The 12,169-nt window shown below is 69.2% G+C and carries 14 protein-coding genes; 7 read left to right on the top strand and 7 right to left on the bottom strand.

All coding sequences use genetic code 11. The features are described from left to right. The first annotated feature begins 127 nt into the window (after nt 1–127). Together ASC65_RS00630 and ASC65_RS00625 are read left to right on the top strand one after the other, a co-directional pair. Nucleotides 128–763: a LolA family protein gene (locus ASC65_RS00630; protein WP_056448076.1), complete on the top strand. Its 636-nt coding sequence runs from the start codon at nt 128–130 to the stop codon at nt 761–763. Nucleotides 764–1,143: 380 nt separating this feature from the next. Beyond that, a complete protein-coding gene (locus ASC65_RS00625) occupies nt 1,144–1,938 on the top strand; it encodes an exodeoxyribonuclease III (protein ID WP_056448073.1) in 795 nt (264 codons plus the stop codon). 242 nt (nt 1,939–2,180) lie between these two features. Here ASC65_RS00625 and ASC65_RS00620 read toward each other — a convergent pair whose 3' ends face one another. Both ASC65_RS00620 and ASC65_RS00615 read right to left on the bottom strand, forming a co-directional pair. Then, on the bottom strand, nt 2,181–2,867 hold the full coding sequence (locus ASC65_RS00620; protein ID WP_056448070.1) for a response regulator transcription factor: 687 nt from the start codon (nt 2,865–2,867) through the stop codon (nt 2,181–2,183). Nucleotides 2,868–2,930: 63 nt separating this feature from the next. Further along, nucleotides 2,931–3,653 (bottom strand): YggS family pyridoxal phosphate-dependent enzyme, encoded by a 723-nt coding sequence (locus tag ASC65_RS00615; protein ID WP_056448068.1) that lies wholly within the window; start codon nt 3,651–3,653, stop codon nt 2,931–2,933. Here ASC65_RS00615 and ASC65_RS00610 point away from each other — a divergent pair. Further along, on the top strand, nt 3,652–4,305 hold the full coding sequence (locus ASC65_RS00610; RefSeq protein WP_056448065.1) for a thiamine phosphate synthase: 654 nt from the start codon (nt 3,652–3,654) through the stop codon (nt 4,303–4,305). The two genes, ASC65_RS00615 and ASC65_RS00610, sit on opposite strands and share 2 nt — an antisense overlap. Nucleotides 4,306–4,309: 4 nt before the next feature. On the opposite strand, the gene ASC65_RS00605 is transcribed toward ASC65_RS00610, so the two are convergent. Beyond that, complete coding sequence (locus ASC65_RS00605) at nt 4,310–4,711, bottom strand: NtrZ family periplasmic regulatory protein (RefSeq protein ID WP_056448062.1); 402 nt, start codon at nt 4,709–4,711, stop codon at nt 4,310–4,312. 334 nt (nt 4,712–5,045) lie between these two features. On the opposite strand from ASC65_RS00605, the gene ASC65_RS00600 reads away from it, so the two are divergent. The 4 genes from ASC65_RS00600 to holA all read left to right on the top strand — a co-directional run bounded on the left by ASC65_RS00600 (nt 5,046) and on the right by holA (nt 9,654). Then, nucleotides 5,046–5,486 (top strand): DUF3576 domain-containing protein, encoded by a 441-nt coding sequence (locus tag ASC65_RS00600; RefSeq protein ID WP_056448060.1) that lies wholly within the window; start codon nt 5,046–5,048, stop codon nt 5,484–5,486. A 63-nt stretch (nt 5,487–5,549) separates the two neighbouring features. Beyond that, on the top strand, nt 5,550–8,117 hold the full coding sequence (gene leuS, locus ASC65_RS00595) for a leucine--tRNA ligase (RefSeq protein WP_056448057.1): 2,568 nt from the start codon (nt 5,550–5,552) through the stop codon (nt 8,115–8,117). Continuing rightward, nucleotides 8,117–8,605 (top strand): LPS assembly lipoprotein LptE, encoded by a 489-nt coding sequence (gene lptE, locus ASC65_RS00590; protein WP_056448054.1) that lies wholly within the window; start codon nt 8,117–8,119, stop codon nt 8,603–8,605. Before leuS ends, lptE begins: the two co-directional genes overlap by 1 nt. After that, on the top strand, nt 8,602–9,654 hold the full coding sequence (gene holA / locus ASC65_RS00585) for a DNA polymerase III subunit delta (RefSeq protein WP_056448051.1): 1,053 nt from the start codon (nt 8,602–8,604) through the stop codon (nt 9,652–9,654). Before lptE ends, holA begins: the two co-directional genes overlap by 4 nt. On the opposite strand, the gene ASC65_RS00580 is transcribed toward holA, so the two are convergent. The 4 genes from ASC65_RS00580 to rsmG are packed head-to-tail and all read right to left on the bottom strand — an operon-like array spanning nt 9,651 to nt 12,143. Then, a complete protein-coding gene (locus ASC65_RS00580) occupies nt 9,651–9,833 on the bottom strand; it encodes a hypothetical protein (RefSeq protein WP_056448049.1) in 183 nt (60 codons plus the stop codon). The two genes, holA and ASC65_RS00580, sit on opposite strands and share 4 nt — an antisense overlap. Before the next feature lie 24 nt (nt 9,834–9,857). Continuing rightward, nucleotides 9,858–10,745: a ParB/RepB/Spo0J family partition protein gene (locus ASC65_RS00575; protein WP_056448047.1), complete on the bottom strand. Its 888-nt coding sequence runs from the start codon at nt 10,743–10,745 to the stop codon at nt 9,858–9,860. Between the two features lie 29 nt (nt 10,746–10,774). After that, nucleotides 10,775–11,587 carry a ParA family protein gene (locus ASC65_RS00570; RefSeq protein ID WP_056448044.1) on the bottom strand — a complete coding sequence of 271 codons (813 nt, stop codon included), beginning with the start codon at nt 11,585–11,587 and terminating at the stop codon, nt 10,775–10,777. Continuing rightward, the gene (gene rsmG / locus ASC65_RS00565) at nt 11,577–12,143 is read right to left on the bottom strand and encodes a 16S rRNA (guanine(527)-N(7))-methyltransferase RsmG (protein ID WP_056449116.1); all 567 of its coding nucleotides are present in this window, start codon (nt 12,141–12,143) and stop codon (nt 11,577–11,579) included. The genes ASC65_RS00570 and rsmG overlap by 11 nt, the downstream gene beginning before the upstream one ends. Nucleotides 12,144–12,169: the final 26 nt, after the last annotated feature.

The raw sequence follows: 12,169 nt of genomic DNA, 5'->3' as shown, positions 1-12,169 counted from the left end.
CTGCTCGACGATGCTGAACAGGGCTTCATCCGAGCGCCGGAATATGGTCAGGCTCGGGTCATTCCCCGGCCTCGCGCGTCCCGCATGACGGCATGATCGAAAACCATCCCGAACGGGAGAATACCTGATGACTGTCTCACGCCGCGCCTTCGGTCTCGGATCCGCCGCTGTCCTCGCCGCCGTCTCGGCCCTGCCCGCGCAGGCCCAGGACAATCTTTCCGTCGAGGATCGCGCCGCCCTGGCCCGGGCCCAGGCCTATCTGCAGTCGCTCACCGCGGCCCAGGGGACCTTCGTCGAAACCTCGGGCCAGGTTCGCCGCGAGGGCCGCTTCTATATCCAGCGCCCGGGCAAGCTGCGCTTCGAATACACCAACCCGGCGGGTCTGTTGGTCGTCTCGGACGGGTCGAACGTGAAGCGTTACGATCCGCGCCTGAACACCTTCCGCCAGGTGCCGCTGGGCCAGACGCCGCTGTCGACCTTCCTGTCGCGCAACGTCCGCTTCGACCAGGGCGTCCGCATCGATGAGGTGACGCGCATGGACTCCGGCGCCTTCGCCATCGTCGCGCGCGATCGTCGTCGCCCCGGCGACGGCCGCGTCACCCTGGCCTTCGCCGGCAACCCGATCCGCCTGCACGAATGGACCATTGTCGACGCCAATGGAGGGGTGACCCGGACCCAACTGACCTCCCTGGCCCCGGCCTCCAACCTGTCGGCAAGCCTGTTCCAGCTGCGTGACCCCACGCGTCGCCCCGGTCGCGACTAATTCCCCCATCGAACGAATCGTGTTCGCAGAGCCACGACTTCGGAATCCGGTATTCATCTTGACATTTTTTCTCAGCCGTGCTGTTTTAGTCACAGATCGGCGGGAGCCGGTCTGACCCGCTACGGATTTCATCCCCTTCCCGGCGGCGAGAGAGACGAACCTTCCAGCGCCCGGTCCAGCCGACCGGGCGCTTTTTTGTTTGGCCCGGGGTCGGAAGGCTCCGCCTTCTCGACCCGACGCGGCTTGGCGCTTCGCGCAGGCTAGCCGTCAGGCACCGATTTATGGCCCCGCCCAAGCGGCGCGCGACCGCGTCGGGAGCCCGGAGCGCGTCGGGTCGAAAAGGCGGAGCCTTTTGACCGCGCTCCCACTAAGAATGCGCGATGCTTCGCATCGCCACCTGGAACATCAACTCGGTCCGCCTGCGCGTGGATCAGGTCGCCCGCTTCATCGCCGAGAGCGGCGTGGACGTCCTGTGCCTGCAGGAGATCAAATGCCTGGAGGACCAGTTTCCCCGGGCGGCCTTCGAGGCCATGGGCCTGCCGCACCTGAAGATCGGCGGCCAGAAGGGCTGGCACGGCGTGGCCATCGCCAGCCGCAAGCCGATCGCCGAAGCTCCCGCGCTCGACGTCTGCCGCGAGCGCCACGCCCGCTGCTGCGGAGTCGTGGTCGACGGGATCGAGATCCAGAATTTCTACATCCCCGCCGGCGGCGACGTCGCTGACCGGACCGTGAACCCCAAGTTCGATCACAAGCTGGATTTCTATGAGCGACTGACGGCTGAGATGTCGGGGCGGGACAAGCAGCGTCCGCTGGTTCTGGCCGGCGACTTCAACATCGCCCCGGGCGAGAACGACGTCTGGAACCACCGCTACATGTCCAAGATCGTCAGCCACACGCCGCTCGAGGTCGAAACCCTGCGCCGCCTGCAAGAGGCCGGCGGTTTCGCCGACGTGGTGCGCGACCAGATCCCCGAGCCGCAGAAGCTGGCCAGCTGGTGGAGCTATCGCGCCGCAGACTTCCGCAAGTCCAACCGCGGCCTGCGCCTGGACCACCTGTGGACCTCGCCCGGCCTGACCCCGGCGGTCGTGGCCGGCACGGCCCGCATCCACGACGATGTCCGCGCCTGGGAACAACCCAGCGACCACGCTCCGGTGACGATGGATCTCGCCGTCTGAGGCCCGACCACCTCTGGCACGCTGGCCGAGGCGCATACGCATCCCGCCGTGTTCGAGTCGTCAGCGCTCGAGCGCCGGCTCCAGGCTGTGCGGCTGACGCCGATTTAGGGCGATCGAGGCGCTATATGCGCGACATCCAAATGCGCGACATTTCCGGCTAGATCCGCGACATCGAACACATTGGACGCGACAACGACGACATCGGATACATCCGACGCCGTCGTTTCGGGTGCGGAGCGGCCTTAGGGCTGCAGGCGATAACCGCCGGCGTCGGTCAGCAGCAGGCGGGCCTGGCCGGGCTCGGGCTCGATCTTCTGGCGCAGGCGGTAGATGTGGGTCTCGAGCGTGTGCGTCGTGACGCCGGCGTTGTAGCCCCACACTTCGGTCAGCAGCTCCTCGCGCGACACGGCCTTGGCCCCGGCGCGGTAGAGGTATTTGAGGATGCTGGTTTCCTTCTCGGTCAGCCGCACCTTCTTGCCCTTGTCGTCGACCAGGACCTTGGCGGCGGGCCGGAACTCATAGGGACCGATGCGGAAGACGGCGTCCTCTGACTGCTCGTGGCTGCGCAGGTGGGCGCGGATGCGCGCCAGCAGGACGGCGAAGCGGAAGGGCTTGGTGACGTAGTCGTTGGCCCCCGACTCGAGACCCAGCACCGTGTCCGAGTCCGAGGTCTGGCCGGTGAGCATGATGATCGGGGTCGAGACCCCGTCCTTGCGCAGCAGGCGGCAGGCCTCGCGCCCGTCCATGTCGGGCAGGTCGACGTCGAGCAGGATCAGGTCGGCGCGGACCTCGCGGCCCATGCGCACCCCTTCCGCAGCGGTCGAGGCCTGCACCGGCCGGAAAGCCTCGTGCAGCGCCAGCTGCTCGGCCAAGGCCTCGCGCAGGTCGTCGTCGTCGTCGATGATCAGGATGGTCTTGGGCGTCGGCATGTCTGTCAGAATGGCGAGCCTTGGGCCATCCGCCAAGGGCGGGGACCGTCAGCGGAGCGGTTTTCAGTCCATAGAGGGCTTAACAGGGCGATTTCGTTCCCCAAACAGCGCCGATCCCACCCGCACATGGGTCGCGCCCAAGCGAATGGCGAGCTCATAGTCGCCGCTCATGCCCATCGACAGAGCCTCCAGGCCGTTGCGGCGGGCGATCTTGCGCAGGAGGGCGAAGTGCGGGCCGGCAGCCTCCTCGACGGGCGGAATGCACATCAGGCCGTCGACATGCAGGCCTGCGATCCGGGCGTAGGCGACCAAGGCGTCGGCGTCCTCAGGCAGGACCCCAGCCTTCTGCGGCTCGGCGCCGGTGTTGACCTGGATCAGGACCCGCACCGTCCGCCCGGCCTTGGCTCCGGCCGCGGCCAGAGCGTCGACCAGCTTTTCGCGGTCGACGGTCTCGATGACGTCGAACAGTTCGACGGCGTCGGCCGCCTTGTTGGTCTGCAGCGGCCCGATCAGTCGCAGCTCGAGGCCGCTCCGGTCGCGATCGGCCCAATGGCCTTGCGCCTCCTGCACGCGGTTCTCGCCGAAAACCCGCTGACCGGCGGCCAGAGCGGCGTCGAGCGCCTCTGACGGTTGGGTCTTGGTGACGGCGACGAGGGTCACGCCTGCGGCGTCGCGTCCGGCGATGCGACAGGCCTTGGCGATGCGGCGGCGGACATGGTCGAAGCGGCCGGCGACGGGCGCGACGTCGCTGGACGGATGGACGGGTTCGGGGGATGAGAGGGTCATGAGCCGTCCGGACGCCGAAATCCTGTGGGAGGTCGCCAGCGTCCTAGCCCGCGACGCCGCCAAAGTCAGCCGGGCGGCCGACCGGCCGGCGCCGAACCTGCCGCCCCTGCTCTTTTTCACCGATCCCGAGCGGACGCCCCGGCCATGGGAGACGGCGGCGCGGCTCCCCGCCGGTTCGGGGGTGGTGTTCCGCTCCTTCGGCGCGGCCGACGCGCTAGAGACCGCCCGACGCGTGCGCGACGCGACCCGCAGCCGCGACGGCCTGCTGCTGATCGGTCTGGACGCCGAACTGGCCGAGCAGGTCGAGGCCGACGGCGTGCATCTGCCGGAGCGGGCGCTGGACTGGGCGGTCGCCCTCGCGGCCGCTCATCCCGGCTGGCGGATCACCGGCGCCGTCCATTCGGCGGACACCCTGGCGCGCGCGGAGGGCCTTGATGCGGCTGTGCTGTCGCCAGTCTTCCCTGCCGGCGGGGCCTCGGCGGCGCGGCCAGCGCTCGGCGTGGGGCAGTTCAGGGGGTGGGCCGGCGCTTCCCCGGTCCCGGTCTATGCGCTCGGCGGGATCGACGGCTCGAACGCGCGCGAACTCATCGGCTCGGGCGCATGCGGTCTGGCGGGGGTGGGGGCGATCCAGGCGGCGTTCGGGCCAGCCTGAGCGATCAGAAGCGGAAGATCGATTCCAGCCGGAAACGCGGCGCGGCCCGGCGGTCGTTCTGCGACGACGGGGCGGCCGGATCCTGGTCCGGCTCGGCCAGGCCGGCGGTGGCGCCGACGCGCAGGCGCGGGTTGACGCGATAGTAGGCGCCGGCCTCGACGTCGCCGAGATTGCTCTCGCGACCGACCGGCTGGCTCAGATTCAGGTCGAGGCCCCAGCGGCCGCGCTCAGTGAAGCGGAGGCGCGATTGGTTTTGCGTGGGGGCCGTGCGGGCGGCCTGGGCTTCGGTCAGCGAAACGGCGGGCGCACGGGTGCGCGACTGGGCGGCCTGCGCAGAGGCTGCGTCGGCTGCAGCGAGGAGAGCGAGCCCCCCGGCCAGACCAGCGATGATAGCGCCCTTGCGCATATCCCACCCTTTTCGCCGCGACGGGAGTTCCGCCGCAGTCCTTGCCAGCGATTAGACACCGCTAGCCAGCCCGGTCAACGAAACGTGGCTGTTAGTGCATGGTTCCCTGCGACTCTAGGGGACTCCTGTGGCGCGAGCGTCACGCGGTCGAACTCGCGCGGCGCGGACTGTGTCCCCGATAAGGTCGCCGTGGGGCGAAGGGTTGCGACTTCGCCTTGTCATAGCCCCTTTTCAGCGTGTTATAGAGCGTCGCTTCGGCCACGACCCCAGGGGGGCGGGCTTGGCGCGTGCGCGGGACTGTCCGCTGCACGTCTCGATCGAATGGAGAGTCTCGATGGTGCTGGTTCGCGGCGCAGCGATCGCCCTGATCGCGTCGGGCCTGATGCTGGGCGGGTGCAGCTCGATCCCGGGCATGGGCGGCGGGGAAAAGCCCGCGGCGAGCGCCCAACAAGGCATCGGCGTGAACGCCTACCTGTGGCGCGCCACGCTGGACACGCTCAGCTTCATGCCGCTGGCCAACGCGGATCCGTGGGGCGGCGTCATCAATTATGACTGGTACACCGACCCGCAGACGCCGAACGAGCGTTTCAAGGCGACCGTCTTCATCCTCGACACCCGCCTGCGCGCCGACGCCCTGAACGTCACCGTGACCAAGGAAGTCCGTGACGCGACCGGCGGCTGGGTTTCCGCTCCGGTGGCCGCTCAGACCGAAACCGATCTGGAGAACGCGATCCTGACCAAGGCGCGCCAGCTCAACCTGTCCTCCGCCGGCTAAGCCCTCCCCGACCACTGCCTCCTTAAGGCCGCACCCTTCTGGAGCGACGCCCTAAGGATTCCCGTGGCCCGCTACGAGCCCAAGACCGCCGAACCCCGCCAGCAGGCCCGCTGGGCGGCCGCCGACGCTTTCCGCACGCCGACCGAAGGCGCGGGACGGCCGAAATACTACGTCCTGGAGATGTTCCCCTACCCGTCGGGGAACATCCACATGGGCCATGCCCGCAACTATGTGATGGGCGACGTGGTGGCTCGCTCGAAGCGCGCCCAGGGCTTCGACGTGCTGCACCCGATGGGCTGGGACGCCTTCGGCCTGCCCGCCGAAAACGCCGCCATCGAACGCGGCATCCATCCGGGCGACTGGACCTGGTCCAACATCGCGACCATGCGCGACCAGCTGAAGCTGCTGGGCCTGTCGCTGGACTGGAGCCGCGAGTTCGCCACCTGCGACCCGGCCTACTACGGCAAGCAGCAGGCCTGGTTCCTGGAGCTGTTCAAGCGCGGCCTGGTCTATCGCAAGGACTCGGTCGTCAACTGGGACCCGATCGACAACACCGTCCTGGCCAATGAACAGGTCGTCGACGGCCGCGGCTGGCGCTCGGGCGCGATCGTCGAGAAGCGCAAGCTGAACCAGTGGTTCCTGCGCATCACCGACTACGCCGACGACCTGATCGAAGGCCTGAAGGAGCTTGAAGGCCGCTGGCCCGACAAGGTCCGGCTGATGCAGGAGAACTGGATCGGCCGCTCCAAGGGTCTCCAGATGACCTGGGCCTGGTCCGGCGCCGCACCCGAGGCCGCGCCCGACGGCCTGGAGATCTACACCACCCGCCCGGACACCCTGTTCGGCGCCAGCTTCATGGGCATCGCCGCCGACCACCCGGTCGCCCGCGCCCTGGCCGAGACCAATCCCGAGGCCGCCGCCTTCGTCGCCGAATGCCGCAAGGGCGGCTCGACCCAGGCCGAGATCGAACAGGCCGAAAAGATCGGCTTCGACACCGGACTGAAGGTCATCCATCCGTTCGATGGCCGCGAAGTCAGCGTCTGGATCGCCAACTTCATCCTGTCGGAGTACGGCACCGGCGCCATCTTCGGCTGCCCGGCCCACGACCAGCGCGACCTGGACTTCGCCCGCAAATACTGCCTGCCGGTGATCCCGGTCGTGCGTCCCGAGGGCGCCGGCGACGATTTCGCGGTCGCCGACGAGGCCTACACCGGCCCGGGGACCCTGTTCCATTCGGACTTCATGGACGGGATGGAGATCGAGCCGGCCAAGGCCGCGGCCATCGCGCGCATCGAGGCCGCCGGCCAGGGTGACGGCGCGACCATCTATCGCCTGCGCGACTGGGGCGTCAGCCGCCAGCGCTATTGGGGCTGCCCGATCCCGGTGATCCACTGCCCCTCGTGCGGCGCCGTGCCGGCCGACCAACTGCCGGTCGAGCTACCCAAGGACGTCACCTTCGACACGCCCGGCAACCCGCTGGATCGCCACCCGACCTGGAAGCACGTCAAATGCCCGTCTTGTCACGGTGATGCGACACGCGAGACGGATACGCTCGACACCTTCGTCGACTCCAGCTGGTATTTCGCCCGGTTCACCGATCCGACGGCGGCCGAGCCGATCGCCAAGGCTGCGGCCGACCGGTGGCTGCCCGTCGACCAGTACATCGGCGGCGTCGAGCACGCCGTCCTGCACCTCCTCTACGCCCGGTTCATCAGCCGCGCCCTGAGCGACGCCGGCCTGATGACGGTGAAGGAGCCCTTCGCCGGCCTGTTCACCCAGGGGATGGTCGTCCACGAGACCTATTTCGACGGCGCCGACAGCGTCGGAAAGCCGCTCTGGGTCGAGCCGGCCGATGTGCGCATCGAAACGGTGGACGGCAAGCGGGTCGCGACCCGCCTGTCCGACGGCAAGGTCCTGTCGATCGGCGACATCGAGAAGATGTCCAAGTCGAAGAAGAACGTCGTCGCCCCGCAAGAGATCGTCGACACCTACGGCGTTGACGCCGGCCGCCTGTTCGTCCTCTCGGACAGCCCGCCGGAACGCGACGTGCAATGGACCCCGGGCGGCGTCGAGGGCGCCAGCCGCTTCGTCCAGCGCGTCTGGGCCGAGGTTGACGGCTTCGATCCCGCCAACGAGGGCGAGGCCGAGGCCAATGCGGCCCTGCTGCGCGAGACCCACAAGGCCATCAAGGCGGTGTCGGAAGGCATCACCGGCTTCCGCTTCAACTCGGCGATCGCCAAGCTCTACGCCTTCGTCGCCACCGTCCGCGACCATCCCAAGGCCGGCGGCGCGGCGCGGCGCGAGGCGCTCTCGGCCCTGCTGCGCCTGGTCGCCCCCTTCACCCCGCACCTGGCCGAGGAAGGCTGGACGCGGCTGGGCGAAGAGGGAATGATCCTGGACGCGCCCTGGCCGGTCTACGACCCGGCCCTGGCGGCCGACGACGAGGTCACCCTGCCCATCCAGGTCAACGGCAAACGCCGCGGCGAAATCCGCGTCGCCCGCGGCCTGGAGCCGGCGGCGGTGGAGGCCATCGTCCTGGCCGATCCGGAGGTTCAGGCGCGGCTGGAGGGTCTGACCGTGAAGAAGATCGTCGTGGTCAAGGACCGCATCGTCAACGTGGTGGTCGGCTGATGCGCGCGCTCGGCCTGGCCGGCGTTCTGGCGGCCGTCTCGGTCCTGGGACTGGCCGGCTGCGGCTTCACTCCGCTGTACGCCCAGGGTGCGGCGGGGACCTCCCTGTCGCGCATCTCCGTCACCACCCAGGACGACCGGCTCGGCTATCGCCTGCGCGAGCAGCTGGAGGACGCCCTGGGCCGGGACGCGTCCCAGGCCCCGCTGTGGCGGCTGGAGACCAGCGTCGAGCACGCGCGTCGCCCGCTGGGCCGGCGCATCGACGACACCGCCACCCGCTACGAACTGACCGTCCGCGGCGCCTGGGTTCTGACGCCGCTGAACGGCGGCGAGCCGATCACCGGCTCCGAGACGGTGACCACCACCTACGCCGCCGCTGACCAGCCCTACGCCGCCATCGCCGCCCAGCAGGATGGCGAAGAGCGCGCCGCGGCCGAGCTGGCCCGTCTGATCCGGCTCGACCTGCTCACGGCGCTGTCCGACCAGTGATCCTCTCCAAGCGGCCAGAGGTCGATCGCTTTCTGAAGAGCCCGGACAACAAGGTCCGCGCCGCCGTCATCCACGGCAAGGACCGTTCAGGCGTCGGCGAACGCGCCGAGATCCTGTGCAAGGCGATCACCCCGGACCTGAACGACCCGTTCAACGTCACCGTCCTGACGGACTCCGACATCGACGGCGACGAGGCGCGTCTCGACGAGGCCCTGACGGCGCTGAGCATGATCGGCGGCCGACGGCTGGTGCGCGTGCGTCTGGGCTCCGAAAAGGCCTCGATCGACAAGATGCTGGCCGCGGCGCTGAAGACCCATGGCGACGGCGGCTTCAACCCTGACGCCATGCTGGTCATCGAGGCCGGGGCCCTGGGCCGCGACTCCGCCCTGCGCAAGGCCGCCGAGGCGCATGAGCATGCCGTCGGCATCGCCTGCTACGAAGACGAGACCGGCGACGTGGCCCGCATGACGCGCGAGGCCCTGGCCGCCGACAAGGTCGGCCTGACCGGGGACGCCCTGGATCGCTTCGTCGCCCGCCTGCCCCGCGAACGCGGCCTGATGCGCCAGGAGATCGAGCGGCTGGTGCTCTACATCGGCCCCGGCAGCGGCCGCACCATCGACGTGGCCGAGCTGGAGGCCCATCTGGGCGTGGAGCCCGACGCCTCGCTCCAGGACGCGGCCCTGCAGGCCTTCGGCGGCCGCCCTGCCCCGGCCCAGTCCGGTCTCCGCCGCGCCCTGGCCGAGGGCGAGAGTCCGGTCATGGCCGTCCGCCAGGCTTCGATCCACCTCGGCAAGCTGCGCCGTATCAACGTGCTGCAGGCCAACGGCGCCGGGGCCAAGGAGGCCGCCAAGGCCGCCGGCGTGTTCTGGAAACAGGAAGCCGAGATGCTGCGCCAGGCGCGCAGCTGGCGGCTCGAGGATCTGGAAAAGGTCCTCGACAGCGTCAACGCCGCCGATGTGGCCACCAAGACGACCGGCTCACCGGACCAGCTGATCGCCGAACGGCTGCTGCTTGAGATCTCGGCGCGGGCGCGGCGGCTGGGACTCTAGCCCCGCTTCGACGCCTTGCGGAACGCCGGCTTGTTGGCCGCTGCGCTCTGGCGAGCCATCGACTTCTCAGCGTGTTGGGCCGGCTTGAAGCCGCCGCTGGACGGCGCGCCGCCGCCAGCCTTCTTGGCGGCCAGGGCCTTCTTCATCGCTTCCGCGGTCGGATTGGGCTTGTCAGTCATGCCGCAAGCCTAGCACAGGCGCCCTTAGCCGCGCATCAGTCGACGGCAAAGGTCGTCGAGCTGCTCCAGCGAGCCGTAACGGATGCTCAGCTCGCCCTTGCCGTTGCGGTCAGCCAGACGGACCTGCAGGCCCAGGGCGTCGGCGAGGTCCTGCTCCAGGGCGGCGACGTCGGCTGAACCTTCGCCTGACTGGGACGCCACGCGAGCCTTGCCCGGCTTGGGGCCCTCGGCGGCGCGACGGGCCAGGGCCTCGGTCTGGCGGACGTTGAGGCCTTCGCGCACGACCTGTTCGGCCAGGGCGACGGGATCCGGGGCGGTGATCAGGGCGCGGGCGTGCCCGGCGCTAAGCAGGCCCTCGCGGACATACTGGAGCACCTCCTCCGGCAGCTGCAGCAGGCGCAGGGTATTGGCCACGTGACTGCGGCTCTTGCCGACGACCCCGGCGACGCCGTCCTGGGTGCGGCCGAAGCGCTCCATCAGCATGCGGTAGGCGTCGGCCTCTTCCAGCGGATTGAGGTCGGCGCGCTGGACGTTCTCGATGATGGCGACTTCAAAGACCTCGACGTCATCCATCTCGCGGACGATGATCGGCGCCTCGGTGAGGCGGGCCATCTGGGCGGCGCGCCAGCGGCGCTCGCCGGCGATGATCTGCCACACGCCATCCTGGCCGGGCTGCGACCGCACCAGGATCGGCTGCAGCACGCCCTTGTCGCGGATCGACGCGGCCAGCTCCTCCAGGTCCTCACGACGGAAGATCTTACGGGGCTGTTCGGGGTTGGGCTTGAGGCTTTCGATCGGCGCCAGGCGCACGCCGGCGGGAGTCGGCGAGCCGTCGACCGGCACAGCCTCCGCCGCCTGTTCCCCCAGAAGGGCCGACAATCCCCGGCCCAGGCCGCGCTGACGATCGCTCAAATGACTGTTCCTGTTCTCTGCTCGGTGTCTCAGGCGGCCTGCAGCCGCCGGGTCTTCTCGCGCGCGACCACCTCGCGGGCGAGCCGCAGGTAGGCCTGGCTGCCGGCGCATTTCAGATCATAGATCAGCGCCGGCTTGCCGAAGGACGGCGCCTCCGAGACGCGTACGTTCCGCGGTATGACCGATTCATACACCTTGTCCCCGAAATGGGACCTGACGTCGGCGGCCACCTGCCCCGAAAGGGCGTTGCGGCGATCGTACATGGTCAGCACCAGACCTTGGATTTCCAGGGTCGGATTCAGGCTCTGTCGCACCATCTCGATGGTCTTCATCAGCTGGGTCAGGCCTTCCAGGGCGAAGAATTCGCACTGCAGCGGCACCAGCACGGCATCGGCCGCGGCCATGGCGTTGAGGGTCAGCAGGTTCAGCGACGGCGGGCAGTCGATCAGCACATAGTCGTAGCGCGTCTGGCCATCCCGGCCCTGCCCCGCCAGGGCGTCGCGCAGGCGGAAGGAGCGGCGGTCGGCCTGGCTCAGCTCGATCTCGACCCCGGACATGTCGGCGTCCGCCGGGATGATGTGCAGGCCCGGAACGGCCGTCTGCACGGCGGCGTCGTCCACCGAGCGGCCGTCGACGACGACGTCGTAGATCGTCACTCGCCGCGTTTCACGTGGAACACCCAAGCCTGTCGAGGCATTGCCCTGCGGATCCATGTCGACGATCAGCACCTTCTCGCCGATCGCGGCCAGCGCGGTGCCGAGGTTGATCGCCGTGGTGGTCTTGCCCACCCCGCCTTTCTGGTTCGAAACGGCGAGGACTCGGGTCTTGCGATCAGCGCGCACGGCGAAGGCTCCGAACGGATACGATACGGCCGCGCGGGTCGCTGCGCGAGACGGAGAGGTCGGATTCAAAGTGCCAGACTCCCCGCGCCTGGACTACCTCAGCCTCGGCCTTTTCCCCCTTCAGGAACAGCCCGGACGCGCCCCGTTGTAGATAAGGCTGTGCATAGCCGAGCAGCTTCTCCATCGGGGCGACGGCGCGGGCGGTGACGACATCCACCTGCACCGTCTGCTCCTCGGCGCGACCGTTGATGACGGTGGCCGGGAGGCCCAGCTCATCGACCACGGCCTGCAGGAAACGGCACCGTTTCCCGAGGCTGTCGATCAGCCAGACATGGGCGCCCGGGCGACCCTTGAGCAGGATCGCCAGAACCACGCCGGGGAAGCCGGCCCCCGCCCCCAGATCGGCCCAGGTCTTCGCCTCGGGCGCCAGATCGAGCAGCTGGGCGGAGTCCCAGAAGTGGCGGTTCCACACGTCGGGCAGAGTGTCCGGCCCGATCAGGTTCATCACCGCATTGACCTCGGTCAGCCGGGCTATGAAGACCTCGAGGTCGGCCATCTGGCTGGGGGCGGCGCCGGTTAGCG

The sequence above is a fragment of the Brevundimonas sp. Root1279 genome, from assembly GCF_001425945.1.
GTDB lineage: Bacteria > Pseudomonadota > Alphaproteobacteria > Caulobacterales > Caulobacteraceae > Brevundimonas.
Note: the sequence above shows the minus strand (reverse complement) of the source record. Positions and strands in the feature narration are given on the sequence as shown.